This is a genomic window from Enterobacter cloacae complex sp. P17RS, from assembly GCF_014895885.1.
In the GTDB taxonomy this organism is placed as follows: domain Bacteria; phylum Pseudomonadota; class Gammaproteobacteria; order Enterobacterales; family Enterobacteriaceae; genus Enterobacter; species Enterobacter bugandensis.
Window position 1 is genome coordinate 213,851 of sequence record NZ_JADBQK010000009.1, and the last position, 20,298, is coordinate 234,148.

Annotated in this window: 20 protein-coding genes and 1 tRNA gene; 12 read left to right on the top strand and 9 right to left on the bottom strand. The window is 58.0% G+C overall.

From position 1 onward, the window contains the following. Positions 1-1,023 carry a HoxN/HupN/NixA family nickel/cobalt transporter gene (locus IM265_RS09660; RefSeq protein WP_045261259.1) on the top strand — a complete coding sequence of 341 codons (1,023 nt, stop codon included), beginning with the start codon at positions 1-3 and terminating at the stop codon, positions 1,021-1,023. Between the two features lie 90 nt (positions 1,024-1,113). Here the strand turns inward: IM265_RS09660 and norW are convergent, their stop codons facing one another. Beyond that, positions 1,114-2,247, bottom strand: a complete 1,134-nt coding sequence (gene norW / locus IM265_RS09665) for an NADH:flavorubredoxin reductase NorW (RefSeq protein ID WP_126326383.1) — start codon at positions 2,245-2,247, stop codon at positions 1,114-1,116. Continuing rightward, positions 2,244-3,686: an anaerobic nitric oxide reductase flavorubredoxin gene (gene norV, locus IM265_RS09670; protein ID WP_193031109.1), complete on the bottom strand. Its 1,443-nt coding sequence runs from the start codon at positions 3,684-3,686 to the stop codon at positions 2,244-2,246. Before norV ends, norW begins: the two co-directional genes overlap by 4 nt. 187 nt (positions 3,687-3,873) lie before the next feature. Between norV and norR the strand changes: the two genes are divergently transcribed. Then, positions 3,874-5,388, top strand: coding sequence for a nitric oxide reductase transcriptional regulator NorR (norR, locus tag IM265_RS09675; RefSeq protein ID WP_193031111.1), 1,515 nt, complete (start codon positions 3,874-3,876; stop codon positions 5,386-5,388). On the opposite strand, the gene gutQ is transcribed toward norR, so the two are convergent. The 7 genes from gutQ to srlA all read right to left on the bottom strand — a co-directional run bounded on the left by gutQ (position 5,385) and on the right by srlA (position 10,295). Next, a complete protein-coding gene (gutQ, locus tag IM265_RS09680; RefSeq protein ID WP_041908497.1) occupies positions 5,385-6,350 on the bottom strand; it encodes an arabinose-5-phosphate isomerase GutQ in 966 nt (321 codons plus the stop codon). The genes norR and gutQ overlap by 4 nt on opposite strands. After that, on the bottom strand, positions 6,343-7,116 hold the full coding sequence (locus IM265_RS09685) for a DNA-binding transcriptional repressor (RefSeq protein ID WP_010434430.1): 774 nt from the start codon (positions 7,114-7,116) through the stop codon (positions 6,343-6,345). Before IM265_RS09685 ends, gutQ begins: the two co-directional genes overlap by 8 nt. A 63-nt stretch (positions 7,117-7,179) precedes the next feature. After that, a complete protein-coding gene (gene gutM / locus IM265_RS09690) occupies positions 7,180-7,539 on the bottom strand; it encodes a transcriptional regulator GutM (protein ID WP_028014197.1) in 360 nt (119 codons plus the stop codon). Positions 7,540-7,606: 67 nt separating this feature from the next. Then, positions 7,607-8,386, bottom strand: a complete 780-nt coding sequence (srlD, locus tag IM265_RS09695; RefSeq protein WP_023294411.1) for a sorbitol-6-phosphate dehydrogenase — start codon at positions 8,384-8,386, stop codon at positions 7,607-7,609. 14 nt (positions 8,387-8,400) lie between these two features. Beyond that, a complete protein-coding gene (gene srlB / locus IM265_RS09700) occupies positions 8,401-8,763 on the bottom strand; it encodes a PTS glucitol/sorbitol transporter subunit IIA (protein ID WP_041908503.1) in 363 nt (120 codons plus the stop codon). Positions 8,764-8,775: 12 nt separating this feature from the next. Then, on the bottom strand, positions 8,776-9,735 hold the full coding sequence (locus IM265_RS09705; protein ID WP_045261264.1) for a PTS glucitol/sorbitol transporter subunit IIB: 960 nt from the start codon (positions 9,733-9,735) through the stop codon (positions 8,776-8,778). Then, positions 9,732-10,295: a PTS glucitol/sorbitol transporter subunit IIC gene (srlA, locus tag IM265_RS09710; protein WP_003862164.1), complete on the bottom strand. Its 564-nt coding sequence runs from the start codon at positions 10,293-10,295 to the stop codon at positions 9,732-9,734. Before srlA ends, IM265_RS09705 begins: the two co-directional genes overlap by 4 nt. Before the next feature lie 253 nt (positions 10,296-10,548). Between srlA and mltB the strand changes: the two genes are divergently transcribed. The 10 genes from mltB to IM265_RS09760 all read left to right on the top strand — a co-directional run bounded on the left by mltB (position 10,549) and on the right by IM265_RS09760 (position 20,275). Continuing rightward, positions 10,549-11,649 (top strand): lytic murein transglycosylase B, encoded by a 1,101-nt coding sequence (gene mltB, locus IM265_RS09715; protein WP_168733281.1) that lies wholly within the window; start codon positions 10,549-10,551, stop codon positions 11,647-11,649. A 257-nt stretch (positions 11,650-11,906) separates the two neighbouring features. Next, on the top strand, positions 11,907-12,560 hold the full coding sequence (locus tag IM265_RS09720; protein WP_028014193.1) for a metal ABC transporter ATP-binding protein: 654 nt from the start codon (positions 11,907-11,909) through the stop codon (positions 12,558-12,560). Continuing rightward, entirely contained in the window at positions 12,557-13,417 is an 861-nt protein-coding gene (locus IM265_RS09725) for a metal ABC transporter permease (RefSeq protein WP_041908508.1), read from the top strand. The genes IM265_RS09720 and IM265_RS09725 overlap by 4 nt, the downstream gene beginning before the upstream one ends. A 14-nt stretch (positions 13,418-13,431) precedes the next feature. After that, positions 13,432-14,310: a metal ABC transporter substrate-binding protein gene (locus tag IM265_RS09730; protein ID WP_028014191.1), complete on the top strand. Its 879-nt coding sequence runs from the start codon at positions 13,432-13,434 to the stop codon at positions 14,308-14,310. A gap of 129 nt (positions 14,311-14,439) precedes the next feature. Then, positions 14,440-14,937, top strand: coding sequence for a nicotinamide-nucleotide amidase (pncC, locus tag IM265_RS09735; RefSeq protein ID WP_028014190.1), 498 nt, complete (start codon positions 14,440-14,442; stop codon positions 14,935-14,937). 89 nt (positions 14,938-15,026) lie between these two features. Next, positions 15,027-16,085: a recombinase RecA gene (gene recA / locus IM265_RS09740; RefSeq protein ID WP_028014189.1), complete on the top strand. Its 1,059-nt coding sequence runs from the start codon at positions 15,027-15,029 to the stop codon at positions 16,083-16,085. 68 nt (positions 16,086-16,153) lie between these two features. Continuing rightward, positions 16,154-16,654 carry a recombination regulator RecX gene (recX, locus tag IM265_RS09745; RefSeq protein ID WP_182035392.1) on the top strand — a complete coding sequence of 167 codons (501 nt, stop codon included), beginning with the start codon at positions 16,154-16,156 and terminating at the stop codon, positions 16,652-16,654. A gap of 131 nt (positions 16,655-16,785) precedes the next feature. Then, on the top strand, positions 16,786-19,413 hold the full coding sequence (gene alaS / locus IM265_RS09750) for an alanine--tRNA ligase (RefSeq protein ID WP_028014187.1): 2,628 nt from the start codon (positions 16,786-16,788) through the stop codon (positions 19,411-19,413). A 241-nt stretch (positions 19,414-19,654) separates the two neighbouring features. Continuing rightward, positions 19,655-19,840 carry a carbon storage regulator CsrA gene (csrA, locus tag IM265_RS09755; RefSeq protein WP_000906486.1) on the top strand — a complete coding sequence of 62 codons (186 nt, stop codon included), beginning with the start codon at positions 19,655-19,657 and terminating at the stop codon, positions 19,838-19,840. Positions 19,841-20,182: 342 nt separating this feature from the next. Further along, positions 20,183-20,275: transfer RNA gene (locus tag IM265_RS09760), tRNA-Ser, on the top strand. Positions 20,276-20,298: the final 23 nt, after the last annotated feature.

Below are 20,298 nucleotides of genomic sequence, written 5' to 3' on the forward strand. Positions count from 1 at the left end.
ATGTTACGACTGTTACGCAACGAACCTCGCGCCGCGCTTCTGCTGCTGGCTCTGGTAATGGCAAACCTGCTGGCCTGGGGATGGGCATGGCACTCTTTTAGCGGCAGCACGGCGCTGATGGCCGCCAGCCTGCTGGCGTGGTGCTACGGGCTGCGCCATGCGGTGGATGCCGACCACATCGCGGCCATTGATACCGTGACGCGTAAGATGATGCAGCAGGGCAAACGCCCGTGCGGGGTGGGGGCGTGGTTCTCGCTGGGGCACTCCACCATTGTGGTGCTGGCCTCCATTGCCATCGCCGCCACCGCCACGGCGTTTCAGAAAAACATGGAATGGTTCCACGAAACCGGCAGCCTGATTGGCACTGCGGTATCCGCCACCTTCCTGCTGGCGATGGCGCTGGTGAATATGGTGATCCTGCGCGGCGTCTGGCGCAGTTTCCAGGCGCTGAAAAAGGGCCAGACGGTGCAGGGTGACGTCACGCTGCCTGCCCAGGGGGGCGTTATGAACTGGCTGTTCGGTAAAACCTTCCGCCTCGTCAATAAAAGCTGGCAGATGTATCTGGTGGGTTTCCTGTTTGGCCTCGGGTTTGACACTGCCACCGAAATTGGCGTGCTGGGGATCTCCGCCGCCAGCGCCTCCAGCGGGATGTCCGTGTGGTCAATCATGATCTTCCCGGCGCTCTTCGCCAGCGGCATGGCGCTGGTGGATACGCTCGATAACCTGCTGATGGTCGGTGCCTACGGCTGGGCGTTTGATAAACCGCAGCGCAAGCTCTACTACAACATGACCATCACCGGCACCTCCGTGGTGGTGGCGCTGTTTATCGGCGGGCTGGAAGCGCTGGGCCTGCTGATGGATAAATTTGCCCTCAGCGGCGGCATCTGGGATCTGATCGGCGCGGTAAATGACAACCTGGGCAACGCCGGGTTTGTGGTTGTCGGGCTGTTCGTTGCCTGCTGGCTCATCTCCATGGCCAACTATCGCTGGCGCGGCTACGACGCGCTGGTGGTGCGTTCCTGAACTCCCCACCCTGTTTTACCCGGCGGCGCTACGCTTGCGCGGGTCTGCATGTAGGCCGGGTAAGCGGAGCGCCACCCGGCAATACGAGGGTTAAGCAGGCAGCGATTTCAGCAGCGCGAAAGCCTCCTTCATCCTGTCTTCGCTGACGACAAAGGCGCGTATCTGACCGTCTGCATCGGTGCCGCGCGCCACCATGCCCTGCGGCGAAAGGGCAATCTGCCAGTCCAGATCCCGACGCTGCGTTTCACCTGCAAGATGCAGCGGCAATTCCGGCGTTTTGACCTTTACCAGCATGGCGGGTAATTTCAGCGGCGCGCTGCCGCCGAGCAGGTTTTTTGCCAGATACATGGCGCTTAATTGTATCGGCTGCAGGAAGGGCAGCACCTGGCCGTTAATTTCCGCGCAGTCGCCCAGGGCATAAATATCCGGCCGCGTGGTTTGCAGGTAGCTATTTACCTTCACGCCGCGGTTTATTTCAGCCCCTGCGCGATGCGCCAGCGCGGTTTCCGGGCGCAGGCCCGTCGCGGCAACCACCGCATCCACTTCTACGCTGCGGCTTCGGCCGAGCGTGGCACGGATACCGCCTTCGGTTTTGCTCAGGCTTTGTAGCTGCGATTTCAACATCAGATGCACGCCCATATCGGTCAGACGATGCTGTAAGCGACTGCTTACTTCTGCGGGCATCAGCGCCGACAGAATGCTCGCTGCGTGGTCAACCAGGGTCACGGATTTTCCCGCCCGACATAAGTCCATCGCCAGCTCGGTGCCGATCAGCCCGCCGCCCACAATCATCACTCTGGCGGCATCGCGTAGCCGGGTTTCGCTGGCCTGATACTCCTGCTGGCTGTTGAGGGTAATCATCAGCTCGCGGCCCTCAACCGGCGGCACAAACGCAGATGCCCCGGTCGCCAGCACCAGCCTGTCGTACTGCCAGGTTTTCTCTTTCGCTTTTACCACGTGGGCGTCGGCATCGATATCGGTGACCCAGGTGTACGGAAACAGACGCAGGTTGAACTGCTCTGCGAACTCCCCCGCCGTCTGGCGGGTGAGGTCATCGGCGCGCTGATTCTGGCTAATGACGTGGCTTAAATCAGGCTTGTTGTACTCGTCCATGCTGTCGGCGGCGATCAGCGTCAACGGCACGTTTGCATCCTGTTTGCGGATATTTTTCACCAGCTGGCGGGCAGCAAAGCCCGAGCCGATGATAACGATGCCGTTGCTCATTTTGCCTCCGTTGCCAGTTCATCAAAGACGTCTTTGCCGAGGGAGCATTCCGGGCAGAGGAAGTTGTCTGGCACCTCGCTCCACGGCGTGCCCGGGGCAACATCCTGCAGCGGTTCGCCAAGCTCAGGATCGTAGATCCACTGGCAGACGCTGCACTGCATGCGCGGACCGAGATCGGCGCTGGCTGCCGCTGAACAGGTTTGTGGCTGTTCCGCAGGTTTTGCGGTGACTTCAGGAAGCGGGGCGAGCGCCCACTGACGGGCGATGTCGCGGCCATGCTGGCGGCAGATTTCCAGCGCGTCGATATCCGGACGCCATTTCGCCTTCAGGCTCATGGACATCTCAAAACCCGCATCCTGTAAACGGGTGGAAAGACGGTCTACCGCGCCGCCGCTCCAGCCGTGTGAACCAAAGGCGCTGGCGCGTTTGTTACGAAAGCGCAGGCCGGTCATCTCTTCCACCAGGCCGGCAATCTTCGGCATCATCACGTTATTCATGGTGGAGGTACCCACCAGCACGCCTTTGGAGCGGAAGACGTTGGTCAATACCTCGTTCTTATCGCTGCGCGCCACGTTGAAGATTTTCACCGCCACGTTCGGGTCAACTTCATTGATACCCTGGGCAATCGCGTCCGCCATCATGCGGGTGTTGTTGGACATGGTGTCGTAGAAGATAGTGATGCGGTCTTCCTGGTAATCCGCGGCCCATTTCAGGTACAGCTCGACGATCTGGGTGGGGTTTTCACGCCACACCACGCCGTGGGAGGTGGCAATCATATCTACCGGCAGGTTGAAGCCGAGGATCTCGGTAATTTTAGGCGTCACCAGGCGGCTGAACGGAGTCAGGATATTGGCGTAGTAGCGCTGACACTGTTCGAACAGCTCGGTCTGATCCACTTCATCATTAAACAGGCGTTCGTCGCAGTAGTGCTGGCCGAAGGCGTCGTTGCTGAACAGCACCGCGTCGCCGGTCATGTAGGTCATCATGCTGTCCGGCCAGTGCAGCATCGGGGTTTCGACGAAGATCAGCTGCTTGCCGTTGCCGATATCCAGCGTGTCGCCGGTTTTTACGGTGTGGAAGTTCCACTCCGGATGATGGTGGTGGCCGTTAATTGAATCAATGGCGTTGGTGGTGCAGTAGATTGGGGTATCCGGAATGTGGGACATCAGCTCGGTCAGCGCCCCGGCGTGGTCCTCTTCCGCATGGTTGATGATGATGTAGTCGATGTCATTCAGGTCGATTTCACCGCGCAGGTTCTGCACGAACTCACGGCTGAATTTGTGATCGACGGTATCGATCAGGATGTTTTTACCTTCGCGGATGAGATAGCTGTTGTAGCTGCTGCCGCGCAGCGTTTTGTATTCCGTCCCGTGGAAATCGCGCACTTCCCAGTCACGTTGACCCACCCAATGAATGTTATTTTTAACCAGAATAGACATAGCAACCTCAACTTAATACAGCGTTTTCAAATAAGATGGTTTGCTTATATCAAGTTGCGTGCCAACTTTTTAAATTATTAATATTCAATAACTTGTGATTTAATGCCCCATAATGAGTAGTCATTATGACTATCCTAAAAAGAGTCAATATGACATTATGCATTGTCAAAATGACAGTGAGGCAGACATGAGCTTTTCCGTAGACGTGCTGGCGAAGATCGCCATTGAGCTGCAAACCGGTATCGGCCATCAGGACCGCTTTCAGCGCCTGATCTCCACGCTGCGCCACGTGCTGGCTTGCGATGCATCGGCGCTGCTGCGTTACGAAGGGCGGCAGTTTATTCCGCTGGCTATCGACGGCCTGGCGAAGGACGTACTCGGGCGGCGCTTTACGCTGGAGGGCCACCCGCGTCTGGAAACCATCGCCCGCGCGGGCGACGTGGTGCGTTTCCCGGCAGATAGCGATCTGCCCGATCCGTACGACGGCCTGATTCCGGGGCAGGAGAGCCTGAAGGTGCACGCCTGTATTGGCCTGCCGCTGTTCGCCGGGCAGAATCTGATTGGCGCATTAACCCTCGACGGCATGTCGCCGGATCAGTTCGACACCTTCAGCGACGAAGAACTGCGCCTGATTGCGGCGCTGGCCGCCGGGGCGCTGAACAATGCACTGCTGATAGAGCAGCTGGAGAGCCAGAATATTCTTCCCGGCAGCCCGGCGGCGTTTGAGCAGGTGGCACATACGGAGATGATCGGCCTTTCGTCCGGCATGGCGCAGCTCAAAAAAGAGATTGAGATTGTTGCCGCGTCCGATCTGAACGTGCTGATCTTCGGAGAGACCGGTACCGGTAAGGAGCTGGTGGCGAAGTCCATCCACGAAGCTTCGCCGCGCGCGGTCAACCCGCTGGTGTACCTCAACTGCGCCGCGCTGCCGGAAAGCGTGGCGGAGAGCGAGCTGTTCGGTCACGTCAAAGGGGCGTTTACCGGGGCCATCAGCAACCGCAGCGGCAAGTTTGAAATGGCCGATAACGGCACGCTGTTTCTTGATGAGATTGGCGAGCTTTCCCTTTCACTTCAGGCCAAGCTGCTGCGCGTATTGCAGTACGGCGACATCCAGCGCGTGGGGGATGACCGCAGCCTGCGGGTGGACGTGCGGGTCCTTGCTGCGACCAACCGGGATCTGCGCGAAGCGGTGCTGGCCGGGCAGTTCCGCGCCGACCTGTTCCATCGCCTGAGCGTGTTCCCGCTGTCCGTGCCGCCGCTGCGCGAGCGCGGAGACGACGTGGTGCTGCTGGCGGGTTATTTCTGCGAACAGTGCCGTCTCAAAATGGGGCTGTCCCGCGTGGTGCTTAGCCCGGGGGCGAGAGCGCATCTGCTCAGCTACGGCTGGCCGGGCAACGTGCGCGAGCTGGAGCATGCGATTCACCGCGCGGTGGTGCTGGCGAGGGCGACGCGCTCGGGGGATGAAGTGGTGATTCATGCGCGCCATTTTGCGCTGCATGAGGAAAATGCCCCGACCGTGAAGCCTGCTGTGCCTGAGAGCGCAATCGAAAACCTGCGCGAAGCGACGGAAGAGTTTCAGCGTCAGATGATTACCCGCGCGCTGGAGCTGAATAACCGCAGCTGGGCGGCGTGCGCGCGGGCGCTGGAGATGGACGTCGCCAACCTGCACCGGCTGGCGAAGCGTCTTGGGCTGAAGAGTTAAATAATCCCGGCCTGGTAGAAGTCCTGCAGGTTGATAGCGCCGCACAGCCTGCCGTGCTCGTCCACCACCGGTGCGGCGGTGATTTTGCGCTTCATCAGCACCTCTTTGGCTTCAATGGCGCGGCTGTCGGCATTGAGCGTCAGCCCACCTTTGGTCATGGCGTCAGACACGTTTGTTTCCAGCCTGCCGCCGCCCACCAGCCAGCGGCGCAGGTCGCCGTCGGTGAAGACGCCCTTCACGTTTCCGCCGTCATCGCATACCGCCACCAGCCCCAGACCGGTGCGGCTCAGCTCCAGCATCGCGTCCATCACGCTGGTATCGAGTTTGACCTGCGGAATGGCATCGTCGGTGCGCATCAGATGGTGAACCTTGTTGAGCAGTCGCGCGCCGAGCGCACCTGCCGGATGCGAACGGGCAAAATCTTCCTCATTGAATCCGCGCGCCTGCATTACCGCCATCGCCAGCGCGTCGCCCATCATCAGGGTGTTAACGGTGCTGGAGGTCGGGGCGAGGTGCATCGGGCAGGCTTCACGCTCAACGGAAATATCCAGCGTCGCTTTGGCGGCCAGCGCCAGCGGCGAGCGGGGTTTCCCGGTCATCGCCAGCAGGGCGACCGATTTTTCCTGCAGGCGCGGAATAATCAGATCCAGTTCTTTGGCCGAACCGGAGTAGGAGATAAACAGCATCACGTCGCGGCTTTCGATCATCCCGAGATCGCCATGCAGCGCCTCTGCCGGATGCACGAAGAACGCCGGGGTACCGGTGCTGGCGAGCGTCGCGGCAATCTTCTTGCCGATATGGCCGGATTTACCGATGCCCGCCACAATCACTTTGCCTTCGCAGTGGATAATGGTGTTGGCGGCGCGGACAAAATCCTCGCCCAGACGTTCCGGCAGGCGGCTGGCTTCCTGCAGCTCCAGCATCAGCGTCTGGCGGCCCGTTTCTAACAGAAAATCACTCATCTCTTTCTCCGGTTACGATCACGTCGATCCCTTTCTCTTCCAGCGCTTTTTTGAACGCCGGATCGATACCCGCGTCGGTAATCAGCTTATCAACGCTTTCGAGGCTACAGACAATATTGGGGCTTTTGCGGCCAAACTTCGACGAGTCGGCCATTAAAATCACTTCCCGCGCGGCGTTGCACATGGCTTTACTGACGCTGAACACCTCGTTAAACGTCGTGACGCCTGCGTTCAGGTCGATGCCGTCGGTGCCCATAAACAGTTTATCGAAGCTGAAGTGGTCGAAAGCGTTCTCCGCCAGCTGGCCGTGAAAGGACGCCGATTTTTTGCGGAATGTGCCGCCGGGCATCAGGATGGTCTGCTCGCTGTCGAACTCCGACAGCGCGTTGACGATGTGCAGGCTGTTGGTCATCACCGTAATGTTGTTAAAGCGGCTGAGCAGGGGGATCATCTGCAGGACGGTACTGCCTGCGTCGAGGATGATGGAATCGCCGTCCTGGATAAATTTGACGGCGGCTTCGGCAATCAGCGCTTTCTGGTGGGTATTGATCAGCGTTTTGTGATCGATTGGCGGGTCCGCTTCGTCCTTGTTGAGCACCACGCCACCGTAGGTGCGAATAACGGCGCCAGAGTTTTCGAGCAATACCAGGTCCTTGCGTATTGTCGTGCCGGTGGTGTCAAAGTAGTGGGCCAGATCCTCTACCGAGCATTTTCCCTGCTTTTGCAGATGCTCGAGAATGGCCGCCTGCCGCTGACGTGGTTTCATAGGCGCTTCGTTCCTTAGGTTGCGAAATGATAATTTCGCAAGTCTATAACTTTCACAACGAAATTATCCATGTTTCAGATTGAGCGCTAATGATAGTGCATTCTGACAGAGTGGATCATGGGGAAAGATCACATCAGGCTGCAATTCCTGTAACAAGAGGCCGTTGATTGCCTGGATTTTGGCCGGACGGGCAAATACCGTCATGCCACGCATGAGGAGGGAATCGCACACCCGGTCGTGCTCGTCCAGCGCTACGGCGACGACCACGCGCGGTTTAAAGCGTCCGCCGGAACGCCCGACGCCGACGCGGCCCTTCTGACACAGCGCATCAAACGCGCGGTTAAACTGGTGGATCTGCCAGCCGCCAAACGCCATCTGGCACAGCCAGGCGAGGGCGGCGACGGTGATGAGTGCGGTTACCATATCGACTCCTTGTTTTGTTCCCTCTCCCGGTGGGAGAGGGTTAGGGTGAGGGCATCAGGCCGCTCGATCAGAACATCACCTGCCCACCGGTCACGTTAATCGACTGCCCGGTGCAGTACGACGCTTTCGGACTGGCGTAAAACAGCAGCATGTTCAGCACGTCCTGATAGTCACACCCGCGCTTCAGCGGCACTTTATCGATGTAGTACTGCTCCACTTCCTCAGCCTTGATGCCGAGCTTGGTGGCGTACTGCGGCAGCAGGGACTGGAACATCGGCGATTTCAGCAGGTTGCCCAGCATCAGCGAGTGCACGGTAATCCCGTATTCGGCCAGATCCAACGCCAGGGACTGCGTCAGCCCCACGCCGCCAAACTTCGCCGCGCTGTACCCGGAGTTGTGCTTGCTGCCCACTTTCCCGGATTTTGAGTTGATCTGAATGATGCGCCCCTGAATCCCGTCGCGGATCATCAGGCGGGAAAACTCGCGGGCGCAAAGGAAATAGCCCACCAGATTCACCTGCAGCGAACGGTCAAAATCCCCCAGTTCGAAATCGCTGATAAACGCCGCTTTCGCAATCCCCGCGCTGTAGACCAGCAGGTCGGTGCGCCCAAAAATCTCGTCCACGCCGCGGGCCAGCGCCATCACGCTCTGCTCGCTGGTGGCGTCAGCACCAAACCCGTACGCCATCCCTTCGCCAAACTCGGTGTTAATGGTGTCCGCCACGCGGGCGGCTTTTTCACTCTGAATGTCCACTACCGCCACGCGGTAGCCCTCTGCGGCAAGCCCACGGCAGAGGAACTCGCCTAAGGTTTGTCCCCCACCAATGACAACGGCAACCTGACTCATGTGACTCTCCTTAATTACGCAACAAATTTTAACGTGCAGCCTGGGGTGACAGACTGCGGAACCGGGCCATCCACGTGAACCGTACCGGGGTATTCCGCCTGCGGCTGGCCGTCGAAGCGCAGGGTGATGTGGCCGAGCTCGCGCAGGTTTTGCTCCGCCACGTCGCCGACGGCGGTGACGGCATAGCGCGCCTCGCCCAGCTCCAGCTGGCTTCCGGCCTTCAGCTCGCCGTTCAGTTCGCCGTGGCAGTGGATAAAGCAAAACTCTTCGATATCCGCCGGAGCGCCTTCGCGGAAGGTGATCAGCATCTGGTCGCTCAGCGCGTCCGCAGCGCTCTGGCCGATGCGGGTAATGGTGGTCTGGTAAATGACGTTCATTGCAGGAACCTCTTATTGATAGATAAAGCCGGAGACAAACCAGGCAATCAGCACCGTCGGCGCGCCCGTCAGGAAGCGGCTCACCAGCACGGACGGCACGCCCACGCGCACGGTGTCCTGGCGCGCTTCGGCCAGCGACAGCCCCACGGGGATGAAGTCGCACGCCGCTTGGGCGTTAATGGCAAACAGGGCGGGCAGGGCGAGGTGCGGGGGAATGTTGCCCAGACCAATCTGCACCCCTATCAGCACGCCGATGACCTGGGCAATCACCGCGCCCGGACCGAGGAACGGCGACAGCAGCGGGAAGGAGCAGATCAGCGCCAGCGTCACCAGCCCGAGCGGGTGGCTGGCGAGCGGGGCGAGGCCGTGGGCAATCCAGTCGCCCAGACCGGACGCCATGATGATGCCGATCAGCGCCGAGACGAACGCCATAAACGGCAGAATCGTTTTCAGCACCGTATCGATAGTGTCGCGCCCGGACTGGAACAGCACCGCCACGGCGGAGCCCATCCCCATCCCGACCTTTGCCAGCAGGCCGTCGCTCTGCTCGGTGATTTTCTTGCTGGTGTCGTACTCGCGCGGGGCTGCTTTTTGCGGCGCGGCAGTGCCATTCACCAGAGTGATGTTGTCCTCCTTCACGCCCGAGACATAAATGTCCTCAAGGATGTACTGCGCCAGCGGGCCGGATTTCCCGGTGGAGTGAATATTCACCGTCGGAATGCGGCGCTTCGGATAGATGCCGCAGCGCAGCGTGCCGCCGCAGTCAATCACCGCCACGCCGATGTCCGCTTCCGGCGGCTCGCCCTCTTTAAAGCCGTCAACCGCTTCCCAGCCGGTCAGCTCGCGCAGCTTGTCGACAATCGCCGGGCGCGTGCCCGCGGTGATGTAGACGATCTTTTTGCCTTCGGTGGCGTCGAACTCCAGCGGGCCGCCCCAGCCGCCCGTGCCTTTCTCAATGCGGATCCGGTTCATGCTGTCGCTCCTGAAAGATGGACCTTCTGTTCAAGCTGGATGCCCATTTTTTTCTCGAAAATAGCGGTGGTGAGGTCAGTCACCCAGCCGCGGAAGAAGTTGGTCACCAGGCCAACCAGCAGGTAGCTCACCGCCAGCGGGCCGAGCGGCAGGCCAAGCGTGGTAAGGCCGCTGGCGATCCCGAGGTAGACAAACAGCTCTCCGGGGTTGATGTGCGGGAACAGGCCGTTCATCGAGTGGCAGCTGTAGGAGGCGGCGGCGTAGTAGCTCGGCTTGTACTTTTCCGGCATAAAGCGGCCGAGGCTTAAGGTCATCGGGTTACAGAAAACAAAGGTGCCGATGAATGGCAATATCAGGTAGCGGGACAGCGGGTTACCGGCGCAGCGCTGGGCAAAGCGTTCGATGCGCTGCTGGCCGATAAAGTTGATCAGCGCGTTCATGATCACCAGCAGGCTGATCAGCAGGGGCAGGATCCCGGTCACCATGCCGGTGAACACTTCTCCGCCTTTCTGAAACAGCCCGATGAACCACTCGGCGCCGTGGGTGATGGTCTCTATCATTCTTCTCTCCTGTGGGGCTTTTTTGTTTTTGTATAACTGCGGCTAATAATAATCACTTTGAAAGGTTTTAAAGTGTTAGTTAGATCTCACAATGAAAGAAAAATGTATTATTTTGAAAGTTAATTGATGAGGTGAATGATTTTCGGTGGAAAAAAGCGCGGATTTGCGTTGTGGAGGCGCGTACCGCTTCCTTGAGGTGTTGCGGATGCTTTACCATACTGGGTTCTTATCGAACCCGTTAAATGGATGTCTCATGTTCAAGCGTCGTTATGCAGCGCTGTTGCCTGCGCTTATCCTGCTGTCTGCCTGTAGCAGCAAACCTAAGACCGAAGCCGTTCAGCAAACGGCGGGCGCGCCTTCCGGGGGATTCCTGCTGGAGCCGCAGCACAATATGATGCAGATGGGAGGCGACTTCGCGAATAACCCGGCGGCCGAGCAGTTCATCGATAAAATGGTGAGCAAACACGGTTTCGACCGCCAGCAGCTGCATGAAATTTTGTCTCAGGCGAAGCGTCTGGACTATGTTCTGCGCCTGATGGACAGGCAGGCACCGTCCGCCCAGGTGCCGAGCGGGCCGAACGGCGCATGGCTGCGCTACCGCAAACAGTTTATTACCCCGGACAACGTGCAAAACGGCGTGGCGTTCTGGAACCAGTATGAAGATGCGCTCAACCGCGCGTGGCAGGTTTACGGCGTGCCGCCGGAAATCATCGTCGGGATTATCGGCGTAGAGACCCGCTGGGGGCGCGTGATGGGCAAAACCCGCATCCTCGACGCACTGGCGACACTCTCCTTTAACTACCCGCGCCGCGCGGAGTATTTCTCTTCCGAGCTGGAAACCTTCCTGCTGATGGCGCGCAACGAGCAGGACGATCCGCTCGATCTGAAAGGGTCATTTGCCGGCGCGATGGGCTACGGCCAGTTTATGCCGTCCTCCTATAAGCAGTATGCCGTCGACTTTAACGGGGATGGTCACATTAACCTGTGGGATCCGGTGGATGCCATCGGCAGCGTGGCGAACTACTTCAAAGCGCACGGCTGGACGCCGGGCGGCCAGGTTGCCGTGCAGGCGAACGGCGAAGCGTTTGGTCTGGAAAACGGCTTTAAAACCAAATACAGCGTTGCACAGCTGACGGCGGCAGGCTTAACGCCAACCCAGCCGCTGGGCAACGTTGACCAGGTGAGCCTGCTGCGTCTGGACGTGGGAACCGGCTACCAGTACTGGTACGGCATGCCGAACTTCTACACCATCACCCGCTACAACCATAGCACCCACTATGCGATGGCGGTGTGGCAACTGGGGCTGGCGGTATCGCAGGCTCGCGTCCCGGCGGCGTCGCCGTTTAGTCAGTAACTCGCCTTTTTCCGCCCTCTCCCTGTGGGAGAGGGCACCCGCGCGCACCTCTTTCCCGCAGAAACATTTCGCCACACTCCCATTTCACTCCCGCCGTTTACATCTTCATCGCCTTTCATTATTGTTATGTTATAACATTATTATTGAGTTGAAATGTCCATGTCCCTGTTTTCTCTCTCATCCCCGGTTCGGCTGCTGCTGGCGATGGTGCTCATTCTTTTTCTCGGGCTGGCCGTGCGCTGGGCGGTGGCGCTGCCATGATCGTGATGAACGCACTGGTTGCGGGCTACGACCGCCAGCCCGTCACGCGTCCGCTTTCGGGCGTGATTGAACGCGGCAGCATGACCGCCATTATCGGCGCCAACGGCTGCGGCAAATCCACGCTGCTGAAAACCCTCGCCGGATTTATTCCGCCCGTCAGCGGCAGATTTCACTGGCAGGGTAGACGACCGGTAATCGGCTGGCTGGCGCAGCGTCACGCGCTGGAAGCGCAATTTCCGCTGACCGTCCAGGACGTGGTGAGCATGGGCTGCTGGCCCGGAATTTCGCTTTTCGCGGGTTTTCGTCGCGAAGCGCGTCTGCGCATTAGTGGTGCACTTGAGCGCGTGGGGCTGGAGTCGATGGCGCTCTCCACCATTGATGAACTCTCCGGCGGCCAGTTTCAGCGCATGCTTTTTGCCCGCGTGTTAGTACAGCAGGCGCCGCTGGTGATGCTCGACGAGCCCTTCACCGGCGTTGATGAAGCGACCTGCAACGTGCTGATGGACCTGATGCTGGAGATGTATATGCAGGGGCAAACGCTGCTCGCGGTACTGCACGACAGCGAGCGCGTAGCGCGCCACTTCCCGCAGACGCTGCGGCTGGATGCTGACGCCCCCCAGTGGAAAACCGAACGGGTGAGGGTGGCATGATCTGGCACACATTCTTCCAGCCGTTTATCGAATTCGGTTTTATGCGCCGCGCGCTGGTGGTTTGCCTGGCGCTCTCCGTCAGCACCACCGCGCTCGGCGTGTTTCTTCAGCTGCGCCGGATGAGCCTGATGGGCGATGCGCTTTCTCACGCCATTTTGCCCGGCGTCGCCGTGGGGTATTTGCTCAGCGGGATGTCGCTGTTGGCTATGACCGTTGGCGGGTTTATCGCCGGGATTGCCGTTGCGCTGGTGGCCGGGCTGGTCAGCCGCCGCACGCCGCTGAAAGAGGATGCCAGCTTTGCCGGTTTTTACCTGGGGTCACTGGCGCTGGGCGTCACGCTGGTATCTCTGCGCGGCTCGAATGTCGATCTGCTGCATCTGCTGTTTGGTTCAATCCTCGCGGTGGACAACGACGCCGCGCTGTTTGTGACCGGCGTGTGCATCTTCACCCTTATCATGCTGGCCCTTTTTTACCGCGGGCTGGTGACGGAGGCGTTTGACACCGCCTGGCTGCAGGTGAATGCCCGCTGGCTACCCGGGCTGTTGCACGGCCTGTTTCTGGCGCTGCTAGTGCTTAACCTGGTGGCCGGTTTTCAGGTGCTCGGCACGCTGATGGCCGTCGGGCTGATGATGCTCCCGGCGGTGGCGGCGCGCTGTTGGGTCCGCACCTTACCCGGATTACTCCTGATGGCTGGTATCAGCGGTATTTTCTGCGCGTGGCTGGGGCTAAGCCTCTCCTGGGCGGCAAGTTTACCCGCGGGGCCATCTATTGTGCTGACCGCCAGCGCGCTGTTCTTTATTTCCGTTTTATTTGGCACGCGCAGCAGGCTGGCTGGCAGCCTGCGGGCGCTTTATTAACGCAAGGGGAAACAATGAAAAGTACAGGATTAATCATGGCGCTAGCGCTGGGGATGATGTCGCATAGCGTGATGGCGAAAACGCTGAATGTGGTCACCAGCTTTTCGATACTGGGGGATATCGCGCAGGAGGTGGGGGGCGATCGTGTAAACGTGACGACGCTGGTGGGGCCGGACGGCGATCCCCATACCTTCGAACCGTCGCCTAAGGACAGCGCGGCGCTGAGCAAGGCTGACGTGGTCGTGGTCAACGGTTTGGGGCTGGAAGGCTGGCTCGACCGCCTGGTGAAAGCCTCCGGATTCAAAGGCCAGCTGGTCGTTGCCTCAAACGGGGTGAAAACCCACACGCTTGAGGAAGATGGAAAGACCGTGACCGATCCGCACGCCTGGAACAGCGCGGCGAACGGTGCGCTGTATGCGCAAAATATTCTGAACGGGCTGGTGAAAGCCGATCCGGAAGACAAAGCGGCGCTGGAGGCTTCAGGAAAACCATACATTGCGCAACTGACCCAACTGGACAGCTGGGCCAAAACGCGCTTTAGCCAGATCCCGCAGGAAAAGCGCAAAGTGCTGACCAGCCATGACGCGTTTGGTTATTTTGGCCGCGCTTACGGCGTAACCTTCATGGCACCTCAAGGGCTCTCTTCAGAGAGCGAGGCCAGCGCGTCGCAGGTGGCGGAGATTATCAAGCAGATTAAAGCCGACGGCGTGAAAACGTGGTTTATGGAAAACCAGCTCGACCCGCGTCTGGTGAAGCAGATTGCGTCGGCGACGGGCGCACAGCCGGGCGGCGAACTTTACCCGGAAGCCCTGTCGGCAAAAGGTGGAGCAGCAGACACCTACGTTAAGGCGTTTCGCCATAATGTCGATACGCTTGCGAACAGCATGAAATAATATTTTTACAGCCGGTGCGCCCGCACCGGCTTTTTTCTGAAGCCCCCTCGTAAAACCTGAAGCGCATCCCCATATCTGACGAGAAAGTGCTATCTTGTGCTGCACGTTTTTCTCAAGCCTGGAGCAAGAATGACTGACCATGAATTGATGCAGCTTAGCGAGATCGTTGGCCTTGCCCTGAAGCAGCGTGGCGCGACTATTACCACTGCGGAATCCTGCACCGGCGGCTGGGTGGCGAAAGCGATTACCGATATCGCCGGCAGTTCCGCCTGGTTTGAACGTGGCTTTGTGACCTACAGTAACGAAGCTAAGGCCCAGATGATTGGCGTGCGCGAAGCCACGCTGGAACAGCATGGCGCGGTCAGCGAACCGGTTGTCATTGAAATGGCCATTGGCGCGCTGAAAGAGGCGCGGGCAGATTACGCCATTTCCATCAGCGGCATCGCGGGGCCGGACGGCGGCAGCGACGTGAAGCCTGTCGGCACCGTCTGGTTCGGGTTTGCCACGTCCAAAGGGGAAGGGATCACCCGCCGGGAGTGCTTCAGCGGCGATCGCGAAAGCGTGCGTCGTCAGGCTACCGTTTATGCGTTAAAAACGCTCTGGCAACAATTTCTACAAAATACTTGATACTGTATGACTATACAGTATAATTGCACCAACAGAACAGAAGTCCATGGTGAAGCGCAGTTGCTTCTCCCGGCATGACAGGAGTAATAATGGCTATCGACGAAAACAAACAGAAAGCGTTGGCGGCAGCACTGGGCCAGATCGAAAAGCAATTCGGTAAAGGCTCCATCATGCGCCTGGGTGAAGACCGTTCCATGGATGTGGAAACTATCTCCACCGGTTCGCTTTCTCTGGATATCGCACTGGGCGCGGGCGGTTTGCCGATGGGGCGTATCGTAGAAATCTACGGTCCGGAATCCTCAGGTAAAACGACGCTGACCCTGCAGGTTGTTGCAGCGGCGCAGCGCGAAGGTAAAACCTGTGCGTTTATCGATGCCGAGCACGCGCTGGACCCGGTCTATGCCCGTAAGCTGGGCGTTGATATCGACAACCTGCTGTGTTCCCAGCCGGACACCGGCGAGCAGGCGCTGGAAATTTGTGACGCGCTGGCACGCTCCGGTGCGGTTGACGTGATCATCGTCGACTCCGTTGCGGCGCTGACGCCAAAAGCGGAAATCGAAGGTGAAATCGGTGACTCTCACATGGGCCTCGCGGCACGTATGATGAGCCAGGCGATGCGTAAGCTGGCCGGTAACCTGAAGCAGTCCAATACGCTGCTGATCTTCATCAACCAGATCCGTATGAAAATTGGTGTGATGTTCGGTAACCCGGAAACCACCACCGGTGGTAACGCCCTGAAATTCTACGCCTCTGTCCGTCTGGATATCCGCCGTATCGGCGCGGTGAAAGAAGGCGAGAACGTGGTGGGTAGCGAAACCCGCGTGAAGGTTGTGAAGAACAAAATCGCAGCACCGTTCAAACAGGCTGAATTCCAGATCCTCTACGGCGAAGGTATCAACTTCCTCGGCGAGCTGGTTGACCTGGGCGTGAAAGAGAAGCTGATTGAAAAAGCGGGCGCCTGGTACAGCTACAACGGTGACAAGATTGGTCAGGGTAAAGCGAATGCTATCTCCTGGCTGAAAGAGAACCCGGCTGCGGCGAAAGAGATTGAGAAGAAGGTGCGTGAGCTTCTGCTGAACAACCAGGACTCCAAACCTGATTTCGTGGTGGATGCCGCGGATGCTGAAGAAACCAACGAAGACTTTTAAGTCTCTCGTGTAAAGATGAAGGGCTGCTGACGCGGCCCTTTTTGCATTTCTGATTCTGCAGGTTTTTTATGAGTGAACCGACATCACGCCGACCCGCCTACGCGCGCTTGCTGGATCGTGCGGTACGCATTCTCGCCGTGCGCGACCACAGTGAACAGGAGCTGCGGCGGAAGCTGTCAGCGCCCGTCATGAGCAAAAACGGGCCGGAGGAGATTGATGCCACTGCGGAAGACTACGACCGCGTGGTGGCCTGGTGCTATGAGCATCATTACCTGGACGATGACCGGTTTGCCTCGCGTTTTCTCGCCAGCCGTGGTCGCAAAGGGTATGGGCCCGCGCGCATCCGCCAGGAGCTAAGCCAGAAAGGGGTGGCCAGGGAGTCCATCGAAAAAGCGATGCGCGAAAGCGACATCGACTGGTGCGAACTGGCAAAAGAGCAGGCGATTCGTAAGTACGGCGAACCGCTGCCGCGTGAATTTTCAGAAAAAGTCAAAATCCAGCGCTTTTTGCTCTACCGCGGCTTTCTGATGGAAGATATTCAGGATATCTGGCGTAATTTTGCCGATTGAACGCATGCGGGATTTTACTTCCCACTAAAGAAAACTTATCTTATTCCCACTTTTTCCAGTAGCTGGTCCGTCCAACGGTTTACCGATACAGGCTGGCTACGACATTTCGTTAGCTTGATTTCAGGATAATTATGAGCAAGAGCACCGCTGAGATCCGTCAGGCGTTTCTCGATTTTTTCCATAGTAAGGGACACCAGGTTGTTGCCAGCAGCTCCCTGGTACCGAACAACGATCCGACTCTGCTGTTTACCAACGCCGGGATGAACCAGTTCAAGGATGTGTTCCTTGGTCTCGACAAGCGTAATTATTCCCGCGCCACAACCTCACAGCGTTGCGTGCGTGCGGGCGGTAAACACAACGACCTGGAAAACGTCGGTTACACCGCGCGCCATCACACCTTCTTCGAAATGCTGGGTAACTTCAGCTTCGGCGACTACTTCAAACATGATGCCATTCAATACGCATGGGAGCTGCTGACCGGTGAAAACTGGTTCAACCTGCCGAAAGAGCGTCTGTGGGTGACCGTCTACGAAACCGATGACGAAGCGTTCGAAATCTGGGAAAAAGAAGTGGGTATCCCGCGCGAGCGTATTATTCGCATCGGTGATAACAAAGGCGCGCCATATGCGTCTGATAACTTCTGGCAGATGGGCGACACCGGTCCTTGCGGTCCGTGCACCGAGATCTTCTACGATCACGGCGACCATATCTGGGGCGGCCCTCCAGGCAGCCCGGAAGAAGACGGCGATCGCTATATTGAGATCTGGAACATCGTCTTCATGCAGTTCAACCGCCAGGCTGACGGCACTATGGAGCCGCTGCCGAAGCCATCCGTTGATACCGGTATGGGCCTGGAGCGTATCGCCGCGGTTCTGCAGCACGTTAACTCCAACTACGAGATTGACCTGTTCAGCACTCTGATCAAAGCCGTTGCGAACGTTACCGGCGCGACCGATCTGAACAACAAATCGCTGCGCGTTATCGCAGACCATATTCGTTCCTGTGCGTTCCTGATTGCCGACGGCGTTATTCCGTCGAATGAAAACCGTGGCTACGTGCTGCGTCGTATCATTCGCCGTGCGATCCGTCACGGCAACATGCTGGGCGCGAAGGACACCTTCTTCTATAAACTCGTTGGGCCACTGATTGGCGTGATGGGGTCAGCCGGCGACGAGCTGAAACGCCAGCAGGCGCAGGTTGAGCAGGTTCTGAAAACCGAAGAAGAGCAGTTCGCTCGTACGCTGGAGCGCGGTCTGGCGCTGCTGGACGAAGAACTGGCGAAGCTTAAGGGCGACACGCTGGATGGCGAAACCGCTTTCCGCCTGTACGACACCTACGGCTTCCCGGTTGACCTGACGGCGGACGTTTGCCGCGAGCGCAACATCAAAGTTGATGAAGCAGGCTTTGAAGCCGCGATGGAAGAGCAGCGTCGTCGTGCGCGTGAGTCCAGCGGTTTCGGTGCAGACTACAACGCGATGATCCGCGTTGATAGCGCGTCTGAATTCAAAGGTTATGAAGCGCTGGAACTGACCGGCAAAGTGACCGCCCTGTTTGTTGACGGTAAAGCCGTAGACAGCATCAGCGCGGGTCAGGAAGCCGTCGTCATTCTGGACAAAACGCCGTTCTATGCGGAATCCGGCGGTCAGGTTGGCGATAAAGGCGAACTGAAAGGCAACGGTTTTAGCTTCAGCGTCAGCGACACCCAGAAATACGGTCAGGCGATCGGTCACCAGGGCAAACTGGTATCCGGTTCTCTGAAAGTGGGCGAGGGCGTACAGGCTAACGTTGATGAAGCACGCCGTGCGCGCATTCGTCTGAACCACTCTGCAACCCACCTGATGCACGCAGCCCTGCGCGACGTGCTGGGTACCCACGTTGCACAGAAAGGTTCTCTGGTAAACGATAAAGTGCTGCGCTTCGACTTCTCGCATTTTGAAGCGATGAAGCCGTCTGAAATTCGCGCGGTGGAAGACCTGGTGAACGCGCAGATCCGTCGTAACCTGCCAATTGAGACCCACATCATGGATCTTGAGGACGCGAAGAAAAAAGGTGCGATGGCGCTGTTTGGCGAGAAATATGACGAGCGCGTTCGCGTGCTGAGCATGGGCGACTTCTCTACCGAACTGTGCGGCGGTACTCACGCCTCGCGCACCGGTGACATCGGCCTGTTCCGCATTGTTTCCGAATCCGGTACGGCTGCAGGTGTGCGTCGTATTGAAGCGGTGACCGGTGAAGGCGCAATCGCCAGCCTGCATGCGCAGAGCGATCAGCTGCACGACATCGCGCAGCTGCTGAAAGGCGATAGCCAGAATCTGGGCGAGAAAGTGCGCGTTGCGCTGGATCGCACGCGTCAGCTGGAAAAAGAGCTGCAGCAGCTGAAAGAGCAGGCTGCGGCGCAGGAGAGTGCAAACCTCTCCAGCAAGGCTGTAGACATTAAGGGCGTCAAACTGCTGGTCAGCGATCTGGCGGGCGTTGAGCCTAAGATGCTGCGTACTATGGTCGACGATCTCAAGAACCAGCTTGGTTCTACCGTTATCGTGCTGGCGACAGTGGCAGAAGGTAAGGTTTCTCTGATTGCGGGCGTCTCTAAGGATGTGACCGACCGCGTTAAAGCAGGGGAACTGATTGGTATGGTCGCTCAGCAGGTGGGCGGCAAGGGTGGCGGTCGTCCGGACATGGCGCAAGCCGGTGGTACGGATGCGGCGGCACTTCCTGCGGCATTAGCCAGCGTTGAAAGCTGGGTAAGCGCGAAACTGTAATAACTACAAAGCACAAGCAGACGCCATAGCGGCAACGTTATGGCGTCTTGTTCACTGTGCTATCGATAACGATAAAGTCAGGTTGAGTTTGTGTATATCGGCTAAACTTACGTTTAACAGAATGTGATGCCGTGACTGCTTACACTTTACGTGTTTGTCATCGCTTACTTTTTGGCGTTATATGATGGATAATGCCGGGATACAAGAGACCCGACTCTTTTAATCTTTCAAGGAGCAAAGAATGCTGATTCTGACTCGTCGAGTTGGTGAGACCCTCATGATTGGGGATGAGGTCACCGTGACAGTTTTAGGGGTAAAGGGTAACCAGGTACGTATTGGTGTTAACGCTCCTAAAGAAGTATCTGTCCACCGTGAAGAGATCTACCAGCGTATCCAGGCTGAAAAATCCCAGCAGTCCAGTTACTGATATTGTCGCGTCTCGCTGTCGGGCGAGACGCAACCCTCCCGCTATTTTTCCTGCTCAAAGTTACCGTTTAATTTTAATCGCTCTCTTTTTAACCACTCTGTAACCCTTAACTCGTCTCAATACCGCCATTTCGGCAGATGTTTTCTGTGGCATTGCCTGCAAAATCCGCTTATAAAACACCCTCTTTGCGGCTTTTACATGCGAATTGCGTGTGATTTGTGCAAACGATAAAAGCTTTTGGAAAATTGTTTGACTTATAAGTCCCAGAAAGTAATATATGCGCCACGCAGCGACGAGAAGCTCTTAACGAGTTGCTCGAAGCACTCGAAAGAGGCGTTGTGTGGTGAGGTGGCCGAGAGGCTGAAGGCGCTCCCCTGCTAAGGGAGTATGCGGTCAAAAGCTGCATCCGGGGTTCGAATCCCCGCCTCACCGCCATTTTGCATCCGTAGCTCAGCTGG

Bases quoted from the DNA above. Each gene is read 5' to 3' on its own strand.
- IM265_RS09660 (WP_045261259.1), top strand. From the start codon at position 1: ATGTTACGACTGTTACGCAACGAACCTCGCGCCGCGCTTCTGCTGCTG.
- norW (WP_126326383.1), bottom strand. From the start codon at position 2,247: ATGAGCAACGGCATCGTTATCATCGGCTCGGGCTTTGCTGCCCGCCAG.
- norV (WP_193031109.1), bottom strand. From the start codon at position 3,686: ATGTCTATTCTGGTTAAAAATAACATTCATTGGGTGGGTCAACGTGAC.
- norR (WP_193031111.1), top strand. From the start codon at position 3,874: ATGAGCTTTTCCGTAGACGTGCTGGCGAAGATCGCCATTGAGCTGCAA.
- gutQ (WP_041908497.1), bottom strand. From the start codon at position 6,350: ATGAGTGATTTTCTGTTAGAAACGGGCCGCCAGACGCTGATGCTGGAG.
- IM265_RS09685 (WP_010434430.1), bottom strand. From the start codon at position 7,116: ATGAAACCACGTCAGCGGCAGGCGGCCATTCTCGAGCATCTGCAAAAG.
- gutM (WP_028014197.1), bottom strand. From the start codon at position 7,539: ATGGTAACCGCACTCATCACCGTCGCCGCCCTCGCCTGGCTGTGCCAG.
- srlD (WP_023294411.1), bottom strand. From the start codon at position 8,386: ATGAGTCAGGTTGCCGTTGTCATTGGTGGGGGACAAACCTTAGGCGAG.
- srlB (WP_041908503.1), bottom strand. From the start codon at position 8,763: ATGAACGTCATTTACCAGACCACCATTACCCGCATCGGCCAGAGCGCT.
- IM265_RS09705 (WP_045261264.1), bottom strand. From the start codon at position 9,735: ATGAACCGGATCCGCATTGAGAAAGGCACGGGCGGCTGGGGCGGCCCG.
- srlA (WP_003862164.1), bottom strand. From the start codon at position 10,295: ATGATAGAGACCATCACCCACGGCGCCGAGTGGTTCATCGGGCTGTTT.
- mltB (WP_168733281.1), top strand. From the start codon at position 10,549: ATGTTCAAGCGTCGTTATGCAGCGCTGTTGCCTGCGCTTATCCTGCTG.
- IM265_RS09720 (WP_028014193.1), top strand. From the start codon at position 11,907: ATGATCGTGATGAACGCACTGGTTGCGGGCTACGACCGCCAGCCCGTC.
- IM265_RS09725 (WP_041908508.1), top strand. From the start codon at position 12,557: ATGATCTGGCACACATTCTTCCAGCCGTTTATCGAATTCGGTTTTATG.
- IM265_RS09730 (WP_028014191.1), top strand. From the start codon at position 13,432: ATGAAAAGTACAGGATTAATCATGGCGCTAGCGCTGGGGATGATGTCG.
- pncC (WP_028014190.1), top strand. From the start codon at position 14,440: ATGACTGACCATGAATTGATGCAGCTTAGCGAGATCGTTGGCCTTGCC.
- recA (WP_028014189.1), top strand. From the start codon at position 15,027: ATGGCTATCGACGAAAACAAACAGAAAGCGTTGGCGGCAGCACTGGGC.
- recX (WP_182035392.1), top strand. From the start codon at position 16,154: ATGAGTGAACCGACATCACGCCGACCCGCCTACGCGCGCTTGCTGGAT.
- alaS (WP_028014187.1), top strand. From the start codon at position 16,786: ATGAGCAAGAGCACCGCTGAGATCCGTCAGGCGTTTCTCGATTTTTTC.
- csrA (WP_000906486.1), top strand. From the start codon at position 19,655: ATGCTGATTCTGACTCGTCGAGTTGGTGAGACCCTCATGATTGGGGAT.